Genomic DNA, 20,682 nt, shown 5'->3' with positions numbered 1-20,682 from the left:
GGATTTTTTATTTAACACAAAATGGAATTTATACTTTGGCCACTTTGCTAGTCATTTTTTGAGTTACTTTTTTGACCTTGGTTTTTAAATTCGAAGCCAAATCGACCATGACCGGTGTGGCTACGAAAATGGAGGAATAAGTTCCAATCATGATACCCATCACCAGGGCAAATGAAAATCCTTTGATGCTGCTACCACCAAATAGAAATAGGATTACAACGGTTAGTAAAGTGACCAAAGAGGTGTTTACCGTTCTGGATAAGGTGCTAGTAATGGCATCGTTGATCAATTCTTTTTCAGATTTATTGCTTTCAAGTCTGAGGTATTCTTTGATACGATCAAAAACGATCACTGTGTCATTCATGGAATAACCGATGACGGTCAAAAGTGCTGCAATCAGCGCCTGATCGATTTCCATGGCAAATGGTAAAATTCCATGGAACAGGGAAAAACAACCCAACACAATAATGGTATCGTGTGCCAGTGCAATGATAGCGCCTGCACTGTATTGCCATTTGCTAAATCGGATCAGAATGTAGATAAAAATAACCAGCAATGAAAGAATGATCGCTTTAAAGGAGCTGCTTTTGATGTCATCTGCGATGACAGGTCCTACCTGACTGTAGGAAAGGATATGGGTACCCTGTCCGTCACTTTTGTCAAAATCCTCATAACTGATGGTTTTACCCATTGCTTCATTGACGCCTTGTAATAATTGGGTTTTTACTTTGACGTTTACATCCGGACTGACATCATCGATTAGATAAGAGGTGGTGATGTTGTAGGTATTTTTGGTATCTACACTTTTGACAATGGGATTGCCGTTGAAAGCTTTGTTGAGGCTGCTTCGCATTTGCTCTACATTAATGTCCTGATCAAACTGGACATTGATGGAATATCCTCCTTTAAACTCGACTCCCAACTCGAAGCCTCTGGTGAAAAATGATCCAATACTGATGAGTAAAAGTGTGCCGGAAACAAAATAAGCTACTTTTCTTTTTCCCACCCAGTCAAAATTGACATTTTTAAATGCCCTGGCTGTTAATGGGGAAGCAAACTTAATTTCATTTCCTTTGGAAGACCACCAATCAATGATCAATCGGGTGACCAGGTAAGCCGTAAATACTGAAAAGATCACTCCAATGGTCAATACCAATGCAAATCCCTTAACAGGGCCAATACCATAATAAAACAAGACCAATGAAGATAAAATGGAAGTAACGTTGGTATCTATGATAGCGGACATCGAGTTTTTAAAACCTTCCGCGATGGATTGTAAATAAGTTCTACCGGCTGCAAGCTCCTCTTTGATTCTCTCATAGATAATAATATTGGCATCCACCGCCATACCCATGGTCAATACAAGACCAGCAATACCGGGAAGGGTCAATACAGTACCGAAAGATGCAAGGGTGGCCAAAAGAAAGATGATATTGAGCAGAAGCGCAACTATGGAGACCATTCCACCTCCCAGATAGTACAGCACCATAAACAATAATACGAGGCTAAATCCCCCGATAATAGACCATAGTGATTTTTGAATGTTCTCTTGTCCCAAGGTAGGGCCTACCAAAGATTCCTGAATGATTCGGGTCTTTGCGGGAAGTTTACCCACCTGCAAAATGCTGGCCAGGTCATTTGCTTCGTCTATGGTAAAATTGCCCGATATCTGGCTGCTACCACCAAGGATGGGTTCATTGACTCTTGGACAGGAGACAATCTCATCATCCAATGCGATGGCGATTTCCCGATTGTTGTCCTGGGCAGCCCGGGTGGTCATATCTCCCCAGATTTTGGCGCCGCGACTGTCCATGGCCAAGGAGACCACGGTATTTCCTGTCACTTGATCGGGTTGGGAAAAAGCCCGAACGACTCGTTCTCCGTCAAGTGTAGCCCCATCGCTGCCAAGTCTTTTCTTGATGGCGTAAATCTCATATTGATTGGTGGTCTCATTGGTTTCGTAATTTTTTGAAGGCTTTGCAGCTACTCTAAACTCCAAATCAGCAGGAAACATAGATTTTATTTCAGGCTTTGTCAGCATTTCCATGACTTTGTTGCGATTGGGTTTTTCCACCACACCCATCACTGCCGGTGCATAATTCAAACCCTGTGAGGATGCTCCGTTGGGGCTAAAAAGTGCGAACAAAGGTCCCTTATCTGCTAGTGGATCCAGGGATTCGGGGATACTATCTACTCCGGCCAATGTGGAATCGAGTACATTGCCCAGACTGTCTCTGGTATAATCATATCGGTTGACCAGTCTAAATTTTGGGGCAGAAACCTCAGAGGTATCACCGGAGCTCATGGCTTTTAACTTGCGGTCAGCCAGGCCGAATGATTCAAAAATTCCAGGATCGCTAATGCGGTACACATCCCAGAACTCGAGTTTTGCAGAAGCCTGAAGAAATTTTCTGGCTCTCTCAGGATTGTCCACACCCGGCAACTCCACCAGGATCATGTCTCTTGCCTTGTCCAAAGAGATATTGGGCTGGATCGCACCGAATTTGTCAATCCTTTTCTTGATTCTTTCAAAAGTGAGATTAACCGTTTGATCAGCCATTTCGCGGATGATTCGGGTCACTTCCGCTTCGCTGGTATTGATGTTGACACGGTCTTTCAAGGTGGCACTCCTTGAAAACAAAGAAGCCAGAGATCTGTCTGGCGATGCTTTTTTAAACTCTTCCGCAAACAGGGTAATAAAATCAGACTGGCTATTTCTCAATCGGACATTGGCCGCTTCAAGTGCTGTTTTAAAAGCAGGATCCTGGCTATTACCAGAAAGAGAGATGAGAAAATCACTCAAATCGATCTGAAGAATGGTACTCAAACCACCTTTTAAGTCAAGACCAAGTGCTAGCTGCTGCTTTTTAAGGTCATTGTAAGAATAATCCTTCAGTAAGGGAATACTAAAGACCGTCTGATCAGAAATTGAGTCAAGATAATCTATACGTGCTTGTTTTTCAACCTGATAGGCTTCATTTTCGTCAGCAATTCCCTCTCGTTTTGCCACGGCATAATCATTGGCGTCTCTCTCGATGCCCATGGTGGGGAAATAGTACATCAGCTGGATAACACACACTGCCAACAGGGCAATAAGGACCCACTTAACAATTCCTTTCTCTTTCATATATTGAAGTGATTTTTCAAAAAAACTCCGCAAATATACGTGAAGTCACGTGACTTGTGAGCTATTATTTTTTATTGTCAAAACATTAAATATTAAATATTTATAGAATTTGTTAATTGCAGATTATTAGCATTTTAGCATAAATAGTGGATAAATTGTCGATTTAAAACAGGGCATGGTCCAATTTTGAAAGATCTGGCGGATGGTTTAGATTGGGTTTGCATTCATAAGGGCTTAATCATTGGTATCTAATTGATTAGACAATGATTACACATCATAAATTGCAATTTGGCTTTTCAGCGGTGGATTTTTACAAATGGGCAATATTTGCAAGTTATTTGGATAACAATAAGTCAAATTAGTTGAAAGTTGTACTTTTACTTTTTCAAGCAAACAAGAATATTCAATTTTGAAATAATGACAAAGGCGCAGGAATCTTGGGGTACAAGAGTTGGTTTGGTTTTAGCGATGGCGGGAAATGCTGTAGGATTGGGGAATTTCCTCAGATTCCCGGTACAAGCCATTCAGAATGGGGGAGGGTCATTTATGATACCTTATCTGGTGTGTTTTCTTTTGATGGGTATTCCATTGCTTTATGTTGAATGGGCCATGGGGCGGTTTGGAGGACAAAAAGGCGATCATAGTACACCTTTTATTTTCAATGCGTTTGACAAGAGGAAGTTTTGGAAATATTTGGGTGTTTTCGGAATTTTTACCAACATCGCGGTGGCTGCCTACTATTGCTATTTGGAATCCTGGGCGCTTAATTATGCCTGGAGTTCAATAACCGGTGCTTTTTCTGGCATGAGTTCAGAACAGGTCTCTACCTATTTTAATAGTTATGTGGGTTTGGAATCTTCTGCTCCTATCGTATGGTGGATCATTTGTTTATTATTGAATACCTGGATTTTATCCAAGGGTTTGAGTGGTGGGATTGAGATTGTGGCAAAGGTGCTAATGCCTTTATTGATTCTCTTTGGAGTATTTTTGGCCATCATGGGCATTACCCTTAAAGGGGGATCTCAGGGAGCCTTGTATGACGGTACGGTCGGTTTAAATTTCTTGTGGACTCCTGATTTTAGTACGATCTGGAATCCTAAAGTTTGGTTGGCGGCCGCTGGTCAAATATTCTTTACCCTTTCTTTGGGAATGGGATCGATTCACTGTTACGCTTCCTATATGAAGAAAAATGAAGACATTGCTCTCAACGCAATGTCTGCGGGTTGGATGAATGAGTTTGTTGAAGTCGTTTTAGGTGGAGCGATCATCATTCCGATTGCAGTTGGGTATCTGGGTATTGAAAAAGTGGTCGAACTTACTCAATCCGGGGGTCTTGGTCTAGGTTTTCGGGTATTGCCATATTTGTTTGAACAATGGGGAACAGTCCTGGCCATGATCTGTGGTCTGTTTTGGTTTGGTTTGTTGTTTTTTGCAGGCATTACTTCTTCACTGGCCATGGGAACTCCATTTATGGGATTTTTAAAAGATGAATTTAATTGGAAAAGAGAGACCTCTGCCTGGTTTTTTGGTTTGGTCGTATTTGTTTTGGGTCTGCCTTGCGTATTTTTCTTTGCAGAAGGTGTTTTTGATGAATATGATTATTGGGCGGGTACAGTTTCATTGGTTGTATTTGCACTGGCAGAAATCATTTTGTTCGCCTGGTTTTTTGGAATCGACAAGGGATTTGAAGAAATCAATCGGGGAGCTGATATGAAAATCCCGGCTGTTTTCAAATTCATTATCAAATACGTTACGACGATCTTTTTGCTCTTTGTCTTTGTGGGTTCTTTGATTTCACCTGAAGGAGGTGACTGGGGAGCTGCTTTCGAAAGTTTATCGGCTGGCGCCGGATGGCCTTTATCCGACGGATCCATCATCGGGCATCTGATGAACCAGGACGTTCACAGACAAATCGATTCAGCAACCGATCAAACCATAGCCGATGGTCTCAGAACTAAATTGACCTATGTAAACGGATCCAGACTTTTGTTATTGGGACTTTACCTTTCTATTTGCGCCATGGTCTATGTGGCCTACCAAAAACGATTAAAATTATCAAAAGCTTAAATCAAGTATGAATACGAGTGCTTTAATCACCTGGCTAATGTCCATTGGCATCGTCAGTGCAGTTACCATCTATTTATTTATCAGAATATTGCGCACTCCGCCTAAAAAGGGCGATCACGAAGCTCCACCTGTGAAGAGTTTTGATGCCACTTAGCGCTCAAATACCCGATTCCATTTTGCAAAGTTTTCCTTTGGATCTTGTTGGGAAATAAACTTCAACATGGATCCATTTTTTGGATCATCCTATGGACTATATCCATCCTGTAAATCATCAAATCAAGTTGATCCCAAAAAAAAGCCGCATCAAGTTTTAAGCTGGATGCAGCTTTTTTAATGGTATATTTTTAAAATGAGCCTAGAATTTTCTCTTCAGAATTCAATTGCGATTGTGAGCCAAAGAAAGTTTAGATGCTAGCATCTTCTCAAATTTTGATCGAGCATTCTTGCTTTGTTGCACATTTGTTTTACACCAGGATCCTAAAGAAAACACCTGGATTAAGATTTTTGAAACCTCACTCTGCTGACAACTTCACTTCCGACAAACAATTGTAAAATATAATATCCGGGCTGCAGATCATTTGTATCCCAGGGTACAACATTCTCTCCGGGTTCCAATTCGACTGCTTTCTTTTTTAAGTTGAGCCCATTCATATCGGAGATGACCAAAACAGCCTGTATTTTTTCAGCGCTTTTTACACGAATGGTCATTTCCTCATCGACAGGATTTGGGCTTACATCAATAATGGATGCACCTCCTCCGCCTGTCAATGAACTAATTTTTATTTCTTTGGTGATTTTGCAAGCTTCATTGCCATAATACACCACCAATGTCACCTGGTATGTACCTGCTCTGGCATAAGTATGGGAAGGAAATTCTTCAGTAGAGCTATTTCCATCTCCAAAATGCCATTCCAATTTATCATATTTTGTGGTACTGACTATTGGAGAAAATCTGCTGGTTAAACCAGAATTTCTAAATGCGAAATCAAATGGACAGCGACTTCCGCTACCTCCATCGCTCAGCTTGATGGTTTTTTCAATTTTGCAGTATTGTCCGTTGATAATCACTTCTACCGTGACTTTGTACTCTCCGGATTTTGCATAAGTATGTTTTGGGTTCAAATCCGAGGAGCTATTGCCATCGCCAAAATTCCAATTGATTTTGTCCGGAACAACTCTGATATTCAAACCGAAACTTGCGTCCAGACCATCGGTCTTGTGGAAAAAATCAAAATTGCAAGGATTGGAATTGGTCCTACCTGCGTGTACCCATGCTGATAGTTCAACCTTGCAATCTGTTCCTACCAGATAGGCTGTGACTTTATATTTTCCAGGGGTTGTATAAGTATGGGTGACTTCAGCTCCACTTCCGAAGTTTCCATCCCCAAAATCCCATCTGACTCCTTCTAAGGGAAAGTCGCCTTTGGCATAAAATTTAAAGGTACTGCCCCCGGTGTTTGTAGTGACCGGAGTGGAAAGAATCTGTATGGCCCCGCAACATCTTGCTTCTATGCTGGTGGATGGAGGAGGAGGTGGTGGTGGTGCAGTGGTCATCTCGACTTTTACGCCAGCACCATAGGAACCTTCGCAATTCGGAGATTTAACTCTTAAAAGCACCTTGTAATCACCGGCTTTTTTGTACTCATGCCTGGCGGGGTTACCGGTTCCTGTGGTTCCATCTCCAAAATCCCAGAAGTATTCTGCGTCTTTAAGCTCAGGATACGCATGAAAAGTAAGGATTTGACTATTTTTGGTTTGCTCATATTTGAAAGCAACTCTACAAGGATTGGGTGGAGGAGCCTGGGAACAAATGATAAAATCATGATTCGAACTTGATACATCCGAGTTAAAACTCTGTGTAACCAATATATTCTTGCAGGGGTCCTTTACCATTACGGAAATGGTTTGGATGGGATCTGCCGGCACCTGAATGCTCGCTTTGTAGCTTCCATCAGGAGCGGTTTTAACCGTCACGGAACCAATGGTGGTCCTTCCATTACCAATCAGTACCACCCAATCAGGGACTGGCTGTTTGTCAGTATTGAATACAGTCCCATAGACCGTGATGTCCTTGGTATTTGGCTGGGCATTTAAACCTGCCAGCAAGGTGAATAAAAAAGAAAAGAGGAGTAATTTTTTCATAATTAAGTATTTTATTTATCCTGATATAAAGTCAAAAAACACCCAAATGTACTGTAAAATGTCTGAAATATTTTAACAATGTCGCTCATTCTGCCCCATTGAGAGGCATTTCAAATCAATGGATCAGTTGGATCTGCTGACAAGACAAACATTGTCCAGTCAGATCCGCAAGACAAACTTCGTAAGATCCACATTCTAATCTGCTGACATCCAATTGCTTTTGTAGTATATTTGACTCCAAACAAGTTTCCATCACCAGTTGACCTTTTGGACTATACAGCTTAATGGATTTTACCGGATGTGAATCTGGTAGATCAATGTTGAGTTGTGAAATGGTGGGATTGGGATAGATGCTGCACTGGATCCTGGCATCATCTTTCGTGTGAACCAGTGAATTATGCCCATAAGCGATGGCGTATTCTCCCGGAATCAATCGATCGATGCGGATAAAACCGCGTTTGTCGTTTGGAGTGAGTTTTTGCAAAAGGTAGTTGCTGTATTGTCTCCAGGGTTCGGTCCAATTTTTTCTGTACGCCAGAATTACGCTGTCCTCTGAGACGATGCCGAGGTTTTCATCCAGACCACCGCTGTTTCCATTAAACTCAATTCTTCCAGACATGCTAAGATTTGATTTTGCAATGCTGCTGACTTGCCAAAAGTGCCTGTTGTTTAACCTAAAAACATTGGGTAGTGCAGATCCTTCTGATGGTCCCACCAGATGATGGACGATGTTGATATAAGCCGAATCGCCTATTTCTGTCACATTCGGTGACATACCAGTTGCCACCAAAGGTACCGCTCCTGTTTTTATGACATAGGCATTGTCCTGAAGACTGGCAAGATTGAGTTCTTGTTGTTCATTGACCAGGAAAACAACTGGACGAAAGCCGGTTGGGAGATCCATCTGTACCCAATTGGCGGGACCTGTCAGCCAGTATTTTTGTGCAATTCTCCTGAATTGTGCATCATAAGCACTGATAAAAACCGGTGCATCTGTAAATAAGTGATCTGCGTGGTAGTCTTTTTGAATGACCAGGATATCAGCAGTATTGGGGCCTGTTGTTTCTGTAATGCGAATAGAATCCAGGTAAAATGTACAATAACCTTTGTTAAAAATATGGTCGTCAAAAAAATGATGGAGTGTCCGGTTTGAATGTCTGTTGAGAAAATCCCTGAATTCGTAAGCATTCATGGAAGTCCCGGTCAGACTGTCAAATACCTGGTGGCAAATTCTGCGGTACATGCTATCTCCCAAATAAGTTCTGAGATTGTGGATCATGGCCGCTCCTTTTCGATAGGTATGGGTCCCGTAGGTTCTCGAATAGGGCATTGGAGAAAGTGGTAAAAATCCTTCATCGTTGACATGCGCATTAAATAAAATAAAAGCGAGATTGTCTTTGACCACATCCAAAAATCTTTTCCTGCCATAGACATGTTCAAAAAACAAATGAGCACTGTATTCTGCATTTCCCTCTTTAATCCACATATCCCTTGCATCATCCAGGGTGGTCAGATTTCCCCACCATTGGTGTCCAAATTCATGTGCCATCAATCTTTCGTTTTGAGCCAGGGTTCCGGATACAATCGAACTAACAGGATAAGCAGTATTGGTAGGATGCTCCATGGCGCCGACCGTGGTCGTAACAAATCCGGCTCTTTCAAAACGATAAGGTCCAAACCAAAACTCAAAAGCGTCAATGGCACCAGGCAAATTATTCAACTGGGTTTTCATTTGTTCCATTTCTGGTTTTCTGCAAATGAGTTCTACAGGAACTTCTTCGTAACTCCCGCGATGCGTGTACTTGTATTGTTCATAATCCGACACTGCGATGGAGGACAAATAAGTTGGAATTTGGTCGGTCATCGAATAATGCCGTTTTATTTTTCCTCCCGTCAAGGAGTCTTCACCAATGAAAGTACCCACGCAATACGCCCTTGCTGGAGAAAGTGAGCTCACGATGTATTCATAAGTACTGCGTTCTACAAAGTTGTCAAAACAGGGATACCACACTTTGCCAAAATTGGGTGGAGTGGATGATAAACCGATCCCCAAATTGTAGATATAGGGATCTGCAAAATAAAATCCCCCCCAGACGGGATCTCTCTGCGGTGTGCCGTGGTAAAACACATCGATGGACGCTACCTGACCAATGGCCAGTTTTTCACCAAAAAATGCTTGAATAATTTCGGTGTCATAGTTGAATGGTATAGACTTACCTTCAAAAAGAATGGAGTCAATGGTCAATTTTCTTAGATCCAATGTAATCCATTCCAATTGATCAATTTTTGTCTTGAAATCCACAGTTGTATGGGCCTGGATCAATCTGTTTCTAAAATCACTTACATCGATCCGTATGGTATAATTCAGCACATCGATGGAATCACTTCTCCGATTGGAATTTTCCATCATGAGCAATTGTGCTTTGGAAGGTTCTTGTAAAACCTGTGCCTGCAAGGCGTGATGACAATACTGGTGCGCCTGGTCTGGTTGGGAAAAGAGCCATGAAATCGCAAAATAACCAACAATGAAAGGAAGAAATATTTTCATATGATAATTAATAAAGCCCAAATATAGAAAAGAAAGTTTAAAAGTCCCGGATGGATCCCTGTGATAAGCAGTCGCGATAATCCGTTTGAAAAGCCAATTTATTTTCCGGAACTAAACTTGGAAAGCGAGGTTTGCACCAGTCTGAATGCAACAAATACCAGGATCCCGGCAAACAAAAAAGGTAAACCCGGAAAGACAATTCCAAAACTACCTCCTGAGCCCCAGCGAAAAAGTTGGGTCATCAACAATGGGCCAAAGATGGCAGAAATACTCATTAAAGCGGTGAGTCCACCCTGCAATTCGCCCTGGGCGTCCGGGGGCACCTGATTGGCAATCATTCCTTGGATGGAAGGTCCGGCCAATCCACTCAAGGAGAAAAATACCATGATGAGATACATATACAATCCTGTAGGAGCAAGTGCATAAGCTACATAGGAGATCAAGGCAATCAACATGCCCAATCTCACAGCGTTTGGAGGGCCTAGTTTTGGAATTAAAATACGGCTGAGTCCTCCCTGCACAATGGCCATCATCAATCCTACAAATGCCAGAGAGTATCCAACCTGATCATGTCCCCAATTAAATTTGAACATGGTGTAAAAAGTCCAGGTGGATTGAAGAGAATAATGTGCCAGATAAATGAGGAACAAAACAAGGACAAAGCTGCGCAATACTGAATACCGGGTCAATACTTTTATAGTGCCGATCGGATTGGCCCTTGACCAGGAAAAAGCCCTTCTGTTTTCAAGTTTGAGAGATTCTGGTAGGATAAAATACCCAAATATTAAATTGACCATCGCAAGACCAGCTGCTCCAAAAAATGGAATGCGGGTTCCATACTGTCCGAGGAAGGCACCCAATAGAGGCCCAATGATAAAACCCAGGCCAAAAGCCGCACCGATAAGTCCAAAATTTTGTGCTTTTTTTTCTGGAGCACTCAGGTCAGAAATGTAAGCTGCAGCAGTAGAATATGAAGCTCCTGTTACACCAGCGAGAACCCTTCCAACAAAGAGCCAGAATATATTGGGAGCAAATCCTTGAAGCAAATAATCCAAACCAAATCCAAACAATGCCAAGAGCAAAACCGGCCTTCTACCAAATTTGTCACTCAAGCCTCCCATAATGGGTGCAAAAAAAAACATCATAACAGAATAAAGCGAGGCCATCCATCCAGCATAGGAAGAAGCATCGCTTAGATTTTTTCCCGTGAGTTCCTGAATTAATTCCGGCAGAACTGGCAATATGATACCTATTCCGGTCACATCGATCAGAATTGTAAGGAAAATAAACACAAAAGCCTTGTTCATGAAGTCCAATTGGCGGGCAAAGCTACTGTTTCGCTAAAGTTTGCAGCCAATTATTTTGTTTCGGCTGGTGGTGAAAATGGATATTCCGTTTTTTAGTTCTGAGCTGCATCCATTGGAAAATGACTCTTTGAAATGGCCGACTTTTGAATATTTTTGCATGATCTTCAGCCATGCTTCATAAAAAACTTGCAGCCATCCTTTTTTCCGATATCGTGGGGTACACAGCCTTAATGGGTAAAGATGAATCAAGAGCCTATGGATTGTTGTTAAAGAATAAGACCATTCACGAAAAAGTAGTTGGCGCCAATCAGGGTAAAATAATCAAAGAACTTGGGGATGGTTTGTTGTGTCTTTTTGAGTCGGTCAGTGAAGCCGTTTTTGCCGCCTCAAAATTGCAGTCGGAAGTGAATAAACTGGGTCTTTTTCAAATCAGGATCGGGATAGAATACGGCGAATTAATCTCTGAGAATGATGATGTCTATGGTGATGCGGTCAATCTGGCTTCCAGAATTCAATCTGTAGGTACACCTGGCTCCATCCTTTTTTCAGAGAAAGTCTATTTTGAAATTAAAAACAAAAAGGAATTTGATTGTAAATTTCTTGGAGCTATTCCACTAAAAAATGTGAATGCTCCCATGAATATTTATTACCTGAGTGGTTCTCATTTGGAAATACCTGTGTATCATCATTCAACCACTTCAGGCATTTCATCCGTATCTCCCTCTCAAAATAAAAAATATTATATATGGGCATTGGGATTTATAGTGTTGTTGTTTTTAGCTTATTTTTTGTTTCAAAAGTTTAAAGGTAAAAACAATAACCCTGAAATTTTGTATCAGTTAATTCAAATTTTTCCGTTTGAAAATCAAACCGGTGATTCTGAATTTGATGCACTTGGTCTGCTGGCAAAGGATTGGCTCACGCAAGCTTTGATTGAGACCAAACAGGCAAACGTGATCCGGGATGAAAATTTAAAAATTTCCAAAGCAAGTTCTGAAAAAGAAAGTGAAAAAATCTCCAGGAATGCGGGTATATTCATTAAAGGAAAAATCTACAGCACCAATCCTGAAAAGATTACCATTGTTGCTGATGTGGTGGACGCGCGAAATAATTTGGTCCTTTATTCGGTGAAACCTATAAATGGTACCCGAAACAATATCATAGAGCCCATCGAACAATTGAAGCAAAAGATTTTGGGATATTTTGCGACCAAGGATTTCTTGTATGGTCATGTTCCTCCAAATTATGCAGCATATCAGGAATTTGTAAAGGCAAACGCGGTTCCCAATGATCAAATTTTACGAAAGGAATCCCATTTGTTGAAATCAATTGAATTGGACAGCACGTTTATCCAGGCTTATTTTACCTTGATCGAACTGACAACCAACTGGGGACACGGACAGCTGTTGGATTCTGTGACACAATTAATCGAACAGCGTAAATCCTATATGAGCAATTTTCAAATCATACAGTGGTCTGCACTTCAGGCCAGAATGAAGGGAGATATATTGCTTGCAGCTGAAATGTATTGGAAAATGTATTCGGAATTTAAGATTGAGTATGGTGCCACACAAGCCATTTATCATTTTGTTGCACAGAATTTTCCGAAAAGAGCCATTGAAAAATATAGACTATTTATTCCTAAAGAAAAGAAACCAGATTCTGGGAATCCGCGCGATCAAGCCTATGTTGGAGAAGTGTTTGAAGCCATGTTACAATTGGAGCAATATGATTCTGTCAAAATATGGTATCAGAATTTGGCCTATGAACCTACCCATTTTTCAATAGCCGCTGCGTATATTCATGCTTTGACCATGTTGGAAGAGTATGAAAGAGTAGATTCCTTGTTGCAAGTTTTTAAAACTACGATCCCCACAAATCAACGATTTTATACTCCTCCAATGATGGCCTGGAAGGTTTGCGGTATTTTGTATTTAAAGGATAAAATGGAATTGTTGAAAAAATATACTTCTATTCTTTCAAACATAAATAGGGAATTTTCCAAAAACATGTTCTTTCATTATTTTGAAAGTATGGTCGCTTTTTATGAAGGGCGTTATGAAGAGGCTGCGTTGCATTACCTTGAGCATTATGACAACACTCCACAATTTAGATTCTTCCCTGAGTTGGCTGCGGTGTGTTACTTTCTTGCGGGTCAGAAGAAGAAAGCGGAAGAATGGATGCTCAAAATTGAAAAGGATGGTTTGTTTTATCCCGGTCAGAGGGAGTACGCCAAAGCTGTTTATAGTGCTTATGTGAATCCTTCTGCAATAACCATTCAATTATTGACTGATGCTTTTTCGAATGGATTTGAGTTTGATTTTTACGCGTATGGAAATGATCCATTGCTGAAACCCATCGCGAAGGAACCTGCATTTCTTGATTTTGTAAAGCCAAAATAGGACAATGTTTTAAACCTTAAAATGAATTTCAATTAGAGAAATTTGATCGTTGAAACATTATGAATCCATTTGCAACTGGAATGGATCTGAACTTCTATTTTTGCAGAAATTCTTTTAGATGGAATATAATCACAGAGCAGTTGAGGAGAAGTGGAAAGCGGAATGGAAGAAACATGGCACCTACCATGTGAGCAACGACAAATCCTTGCCCAAATATTATATCTTAGACATGTTTCCATATCCTTCCGGTTCTGGACTACACGTGGGGCATCCGCTTGGATACATTGCCTCGGACATTTTGGCGAGATACAAAAGAATGTCCGGGTACAATGTCTTGCATCCAATGGGTTTTGATGCATTTGGCCTTCCTGCAGAGCAGTTTGCAATACAGACCGGAGTTCATCCTGCAGTTTCGACAGAAGAAAATATGAAGCGCTACAGAGAGCAGCTGCACAACATCGGTTTGAATTATGACTGGAGCAGGGAGGTTGTCACCAGCGATCCGAATTATTATCGATGGACACAGTGGATTTTCCTTCAATTGTACAATCACTATTATTGCCTCAAGGATCAGAAGGCAAAACCAATCGAGGATTTGAAAAAACATTTCTCCAAGTTTGGATCCAAGGAGTCTCATGCTTTTGGATTGGGAGATGAGGCTTTTCGGGAACAAGATTGGAATGGTTTTTCAAAGCTTGAACAAGATGAAATTTTAATGAATGCCCGCCTGGCCTACCGAAAGGAGTCTTTTGTCAATTGGTGCGAAGCCTTAGGAACAGTATTGGCCAATGATGAGATCAAAGATGGAGTCTCAGAGCGTGGAGGACATCCTGTTATCAGGAGACCCATGATGCAATGGGCTCTGAGGATTTCTGCTTACGCCGATCGATTGCTCCATGATCTCGATGCACTTGATTGGCCTGATTCACTCAAAAACATGCAGCGAAATTGGATCGGCAGATCCAGTGGTGCTCAAATATTTTTTCCCATCCAGGGTCAAAAGAAAAGCATCGAGGTCTTCACCACCAGACCGGATACCATTTTTGGTGTAAGCTTCATGGTGCTTGCGCCAGAGCATCCCCAGGTGGCTTCATTGACCACGGCAGATAGGGAGTATGAGGTCAGCAAGTACCTGGATGAAGTTAAAAAAAGAAATGACAAGGATCGTCACACAGACCAAAAATCGGTGACGGGTGCGTTTACTGGATCGTATGCATTGCATCCATTTTCAGGGCAAAAAATTCCGATATGGATATCGGATTATGTTCTGATCGAATATGGGACAGGAGCAATTATGGCGGTGCCGGGACATGATATGAGGGATCAGGCATTTGCCAAAAAATTTGAATTACCCATTGTTGAGGTGGTGGATCAAAGTGAATTCAATGGTATTTCTGCAGAGGAAAAGTTGGGCGAGATGATTCATTCTGATTTCTTAAATGGGTTGGAGGTGAAGCATGCCATTCAAAAGGCCATTGAGATCATCGTTGAAAGAAAATTAGGCCGTGAAAAAATCCAGTTCAAAATGCGGGATGCAAATTTTAGCCGGCAGCGATATTGGGGCGAACCTTTTCCGGTGTATTACGATCCGGATGGAGTTTGTATTCCAATGGAAGAAAAAGACCTTCCATTGGTTTTACCGCATTTGACAAAAATTGAAGCATCCAAAGATGGTAAATCACCCCTGGCACAGGCAGAGGATTGGGTGCATTTTGAGGAAGGCAAAAGAAGGGAAACAGATACGATGCCTGGATACGCCGGATCCAGCTGGTATTTTCTCCGGTATATGGATCCAAGCAATCATCGCGAATTTGCTTCCACTGAAGCATTGGATTATTGGAAGGATGTTGATTTGTACATAGGAGGAACAGAGCATGCCGTTGGCCATTTGATGTATGCCAGATTCTGGCACAAGTTTTTGTATGATCTTGGATATTTAAAAACCAATGAGCCGTTTAAAAAACTGGTGAATCAAGGGATGATCCAAGGAATCATTGAAAGTCTCGCTTTTGTCAAAGACAGTCAGCCCGCTAAATTCATTGCCAAAGAAATGGTCAATCAGTATGGTGAGGAGCAAATCGCATACATTCCGGTGCATAAAGATTTTGTCACCGATTACGGTTCACCGAATGCGCACCTTAATGTACAAGGAATCAGAGAATTTGTCAAATGGAGGCCTGATTTCAGGGAAGCCCAATTTAGCAATGGAGAAGAAACAGGAGATTGTATTACATTGTCTCAGGAATTTAAAATCAGTACCAAATCTGAAGTGGGTAAAATGTCCAAAAGGTATCACAATGTGGTCAATCCCGATGAAGTCATCGCAGAGTACGGTGCCGATTGTTTTAGAATGTATGAGATGTTTTTGGGTCCGTTGGAAGACTCAAAGCCCTGGGATACGAAAGGCATTAATGGTGTCGCGGGATTTTTAAAAAAGTACCATCAATTGTTTTTTGACGAATACAAAAATTTGTCATTGATGGATGTGCCACCCAGCCCGGAAGAATTAAAAATATTGCACACCTGTATTAAAAAATTGAGAGCTGATCTCGAGTTACTTTCGTTTAATACATCGGTCAGCGCATTTATGATTTGCGTCAATGAACTGCGCAGAATCAAATGCCGCAACAGGGAAATACTTTTGACATTGAATCGATTGTTGGCTCCATTTGCTCCTTTTATTACAGAGGAAATTCATTTTCATTATCAAGGTCAGGGATCTGTGCATCACGACATCTATCCGGAATGCAATGAAAGCTATTTAGAGTCAGACACTGTGAATTATCCGGTCAGTGTGAATGGAAAAAAGAGACATGAATGGATTGTTTCAAAATCCAAAAGCAAAGGAGATCTGGAAAAAGAAGTTTTGGAGTTGGAAGAAATAAAAAAGTGGATTGCAAATGCTCCCATCAAGAAAATTATTCTGGTGCCTGAGCGTATGATTAATATTGTGATATAGTTGGATACTTTGCTCAGTGGCTATACTTTCATAATGGATTATATTTAAACCTGTTGATTAATCAGGGTATTTCATTTTTTGCAATCGTTGGCATAAGGGCAGCTTAGGTAAGGGTATAGACGGGTGCCGATATTTAAAAATACCATCAAAGGCTGCAGATCATTGGTAAATAGATCCTTGCTGCAGTTGTGTCGCTGATGACTATTCCGATTGTCATAGTTGGAACGACGGATTAGTCTTCATCAAAATCAAGAATTTAAATCAGGGTATAATTTCCTCGCTCAATAAGAAACAATTTGCTCAAGATTTAGGGCCTCAGCATATTGGGTAACGTTGATATCCAATGGGTGTTAGATATTGCGAACTTAGCGATCATTGCATTCAAAACGGAAAGGGATGGGAATTCTGAGTTTTTATAAATCCATATGGGAAGTGAAAGAATTGATTTGTTGCAAAGGTATCATTTCAAAAAAATCTCAAAAGCTTGCGGAGATTAAGTTTTTAAAATCAGAATTGACATGAAATACAAGCTGGGATAAGGACATAGAAAAACATAAATGCAATTCTGTTTTACTTCAATTTGTTACTTTAAATCTACAAAGTACATGTCGAGATCTCCCTTTCCTTTGACTTCGATTTGTCCCCGGTATATAAAAGTAAATTGGGAATCCTCTTTAATATGTTCGTATGTGTCTCGACTGATGTTGACTTTGCCCACCACACCACTGGTTTCCATTCTGTTGGCCGTATTGACAGTATCACCCCATATATCATATTGGAATTTTTTAACCCCCACAATGCCTGCCACCACTGGCCCTGAATGAATTCCAACCCTCATTTCGAAGTATGCTTTGTTCTTTGAGATGTTGTTAGTTTTTCTTTCTTCCATAAAACGCTGCATTTCAAGAGCAGCCAAGACCGTATTTTTGACGGATTCATCCGAAGGAACTGGCAACCCACCTGCTGCCATGTAAGCGTCTCCAATGGTTTTTATTTTTTCGATGTTGTATTTATCGATGATACCATCAAATGCCTCAAAACAGGCATTGACCTCATAGACCAATTCTGCGGCACTCAACAGAGACGAGGTTTCAGTAAAGGCTTTAAAATCAGTAAACATGATTGAGACAAGAAAAAAGTCTCTGGCGTCAGCCTTCCCTTTTTCTTTTAGCTCTTTGGCAATTTCTTCCGGCAGAATGTTGAGCAACAAACTTTCAGAACGATCTTTTTCAAGTTGCAATTCTGCTTTTGATTTGCGGGTGAATTGCAAGCGATTGAAGATTCCTCCGGTTAATATTAAAATGCCGACGGTGGTAACAATTAATATATTTCTGGTTTTGGTTCTCTGTCTTAATTCTTCCTGATGATTTTCTACCAATAACCTCATTTCTTCAGCTTTGGCGATACTGTCTGTCAGCATTTCTTTAGAAAATTCCATTTGTTGCAACTTCTCCGCGGTCTCACGTGCGTGCAAGGTGTCTTTGATTACCTGGATTTTCTCCAAGAACAGAAGTGCTTCTGAATTTTTGCCCAATGATTTGTAGGAGGCATACAGGGTTCGACAGGCTTCCTCTATTTGGGGAAGGATGTCTAGTTCTTGGGCAAGGGTAAGCCCTTTTGTCGCAAATTCAATGGCTTTTTTATATTGCTCCAGTTCTCTATATGCAGCTCCAATTCCAATCAGGCAAGCGGCAATTCCTCTTTTGTCGTCCAGATTTTTGAATATTTCCAGGGATTGTAAGTGAAATTCTATGGCTTCTTTGTTTTTGCCTTTGGATTTAAAAATATAGGCAAGGTTATTCGTGGTATTCGCTACACCTTGCCAATTTTTTAATTCTTTAAATATTCCCAAACTTTTTTCATAACTGATTTGTGCAAGATCAAACGCTTGTTTGTCATAGTGAATATTGGCTATGTTGTTCAAACTATTGGCACATCCCATTTGGTCATTGCGCTCTTCATCAATTTTTAAACTTCGGTTATAGTATTCCAAAGCACGATCCAGATTACCCTGGTTTCGATAAATGATTCCAATGTTGTTAAGGCTGGCAGATATGCCTTCCTTGTCTTGTAATTCTTCGCGGATTTGGAGGCTTTTTGTATAGTAATCCAGGGCTTTTGGATAATTTCCTTTAAAATAATTGGCGATACCTTGCAGATGATACCCGATGGATTTGGCGCTTAGCACTTTCTTTTGAGTTCCATAATCCACCAATTCACCGGCCAGAGTTATTGCACTGTCTGGATTGGAAAATAAGAAATTCTTTCGGATGTATAGATTGAATGCTTGAATGCGAATAGAATCCATTTGAACGCTATCCTGCCAAACGGCTAATAAAGAATCAGGTTTTTGGGCCAGCATGGGTACTTTGACCCATGTCAATAGAATTACTGTCCAGTAAACGATCCGGATCAATGATTGATTTTCTTTTAAATTTTCGGAAAGACTGGGAATCAAAAAATGAGATGATTGAAGGTAGAAAAAATATTATTATGTCCTGCTGTAAAACCAATGCAAACCTATTACAAATTTAGACAATTTAACTTTTTATTCTTGAAATTCTTTTTTTTGATAAGGTTCCTTTGTGCTTATAGGGCTGGTTAGATTACAATGAAGAATTTTCTGATGATAAATTTGCTGTTTTGATGGTTGAATTCAAAGAAGTAAATGCCCGGAGCCAATGCTGTTAAGTCGTATTGCAAGTATTGCATCGTGCGGCTTGCTGGTGGAATTTCTAATCGCAGGCCTTGCATGTTGTAAAATACTATTTGATCATGGACGTTGTCATAATTTGGAATATCTATGGTGAGCGGTCCACTTGTAGGAACCGGAAATACATGAATGGTTTGGGATTCATCTGAGATATAACTTTTATCATGGGTAAGATCTGCACAAGTTGGAACGGTTTGCACCGGAGAAAGTGCATTAGAGGAACTGTACCAATCGTTTCCCAATTGTCCATAATTGTTACGACCGCAGGCCCAGACTTCACCATTTTCCAATAAAAAGATGCTGTGCTCCCTAGCCGCTTCTGCAGCAATCACTTTGATCGAACCCCAGGAGGGAACAACTTGAACAGGAGACAATCTGTCTTGTCTTGTATTGTCACCTAATTGTCCGTCATTGTTTCCTCCGCTGTTTAATCCGCAAGCCCATACCATACCATCCTTATTGACAAACAGAGAATGGATGCCTCCTGCTTCAGCTTGAATGATGTCATACAAACCTTCAATTTTTAGGGCAGTGTTTTGTTCTGTTGTATGACCAAGACCCAGCTGACCATATTGATTTCTTCCGCTCGAAAAAACTTCGCCTTCGCCATTGACAAAAAGAGAGTGCCATTCTCCTGCAGAAATGTCTTTAATGTTTGAAATACCTGTTATTATAATTGGAGTGTTGCTGGAGGTTTTATTTCCATTGCCAAATTGTCCAAAACCATTGTGTCCACAGGCAAGTACACGACCATCCGCTCTTAAAAACAAGGAAAATTCTGCACCGGCTGCAATATCGATGATGCTATCCTGGATCGGGAGCATGACAGGACTAATTTTGTGTGTCCTGGTACCATCTCCGAGCTGACCAGCTGAATTGGAACCTGTTGCAAATACTTTTCCATCTTTTCTCAAGAATAGCGAATGCTCAGATCCTCCAGCCGCCAAAACGATGTCAGACAAAACTTCGATTTGAACCGGAATGCTTTGGTCTATTTGATTTCCAATACCTAGAGGGCCCAGGGCATTTCTTCCGCAACTGTACACCGTTCCATCTGATTTGACAAACAAGGAATGAAAAAGACCACCCGCAATATGGCTTACATTGTTAAGTCCACTGATTGCAGTAGGTTTATTTGCTGCAGCAAAATGACTGTACCCCAATTGGCCGTATCCGTTGTATCCCCATGTTCTCACTGTTTTGTCAGGGCAAATCCAAATGCTGTGTCGTCCACCCAAAGCAATTTTTTGAGCTCTCACCGGTAGGAGCATTGCGGTTAATGATCCAAACCATAATAAGCAAATAAAATGTCTGGAGAGAATGATCAAACTCCGGGAGCTTAGTGCAAGAGTTCTAAGCATGCTAAATGGTGTCAAAATTATCTCATACATGTTTGGGAGAAATTTTTATTCATTTT

At 40.9% G+C, this 20,682-nt stretch carries 10 protein-coding genes; 4 read left to right on the top strand and 6 right to left on the bottom strand.

Features of this window, described 5'->3' with window-relative positions:
* Window positions 1-28: 28 nt before the first annotated feature.
* Window positions 29-3,127: a protein translocase subunit SecDF gene (secDF, locus tag IPM48_00255; protein ID MBK9270004.1), complete on the bottom strand. Its 3,099-nt coding sequence runs from the start codon at window positions 3,125-3,127 to the stop codon at window positions 29-31.
* Window positions 3,128-3,544: 417 nt separating this feature from the next.
* Between secDF and IPM48_00250 the strand changes: the two genes are divergently transcribed.
* Window positions 3,545-5,194, top strand: coding sequence for a sodium-dependent transporter (locus IPM48_00250; GenBank protein ID MBK9270003.1), 1,650 nt, complete (start codon window positions 3,545-3,547; stop codon window positions 5,192-5,194).
* Between the two features lie 7 nt (window positions 5,195-5,201).
* Complete coding sequence (locus tag IPM48_00245; GenBank protein MBK9270002.1) at window positions 5,202-5,348, top strand: hypothetical protein; 147 nt, start codon at window positions 5,202-5,204, stop codon at window positions 5,346-5,348.
* A gap of 341 nt (window positions 5,349-5,689) precedes the next feature.
* On the opposite strand, the gene IPM48_00240 is transcribed toward IPM48_00245, so the two are convergent.
* The 3 genes from IPM48_00240 to IPM48_00230 all read right to left on the bottom strand — a co-directional run bounded on the left by IPM48_00240 (window position 5,690) and on the right by IPM48_00230 (window position 11,191).
* Window positions 5,690-7,336: a PKD domain-containing protein gene (locus IPM48_00240; GenBank protein ID MBK9270001.1), complete on the bottom strand. Its 1,647-nt coding sequence runs from the start codon at window positions 7,334-7,336 to the stop codon at window positions 5,690-5,692.
* A gap of 115 nt (window positions 7,337-7,451) precedes the next feature.
* Complete coding sequence (locus IPM48_00235) at window positions 7,452-9,884, bottom strand: hypothetical protein (protein ID MBK9270000.1); 2,433 nt, start codon at window positions 9,882-9,884, stop codon at window positions 7,452-7,454.
* 98 nt (window positions 9,885-9,982) lie between these two features.
* The gene (locus IPM48_00230; protein ID MBK9269999.1) at window positions 9,983-11,191 is read right to left on the bottom strand and encodes a TCR/Tet family MFS transporter; all 1,209 of its coding nucleotides are present in this window, start codon (window positions 11,189-11,191) and stop codon (window positions 9,983-9,985) included.
* A gap of 170 nt (window positions 11,192-11,361) precedes the next feature.
* Between IPM48_00230 and IPM48_00225 the strand changes: the two genes are divergently transcribed.
* Entirely contained in the window at window positions 11,362-13,593 is a 2,232-nt protein-coding gene (locus tag IPM48_00225; GenBank protein MBK9269998.1) for an adenylate/guanylate cyclase domain-containing protein, read from the top strand.
* Window positions 13,594-13,711: 118 nt separating this feature from the next.
* Complete coding sequence (locus tag IPM48_00220) at window positions 13,712-16,552, top strand: leucine--tRNA ligase (protein MBK9269997.1); 2,841 nt, start codon at window positions 13,712-13,714, stop codon at window positions 16,550-16,552.
* Between the two features lie 583 nt (window positions 16,553-17,135).
* Here IPM48_00220 and IPM48_00215 read toward each other — a convergent pair.
* Both IPM48_00215 and IPM48_00210 read right to left on the bottom strand, forming a co-directional pair.
* Window positions 17,136-19,010 (bottom strand): tetratricopeptide repeat protein, encoded by a 1,875-nt coding sequence (locus IPM48_00215; protein ID MBK9269996.1) that lies wholly within the window; start codon window positions 19,008-19,010, stop codon window positions 17,136-17,138.
* Window positions 19,011-19,153: 143 nt separating this feature from the next.
* Window positions 19,154-20,656: a hypothetical protein gene (locus tag IPM48_00210; GenBank protein ID MBK9269995.1), complete on the bottom strand. Its 1,503-nt coding sequence runs from the start codon at window positions 20,654-20,656 to the stop codon at window positions 19,154-19,156.
* Window positions 20,657-20,682: the final 26 nt, after the last annotated feature.

It is taken from the genome of Saprospiraceae bacterium, from assembly GCA_016715965.1.
Taxonomy (GTDB): Bacteria; Bacteroidota; Bacteroidia; order Chitinophagales; family Saprospiraceae; genus Vicinibacter.
This window is presented reverse-complemented; position numbering and strand designations above follow the sequence as displayed.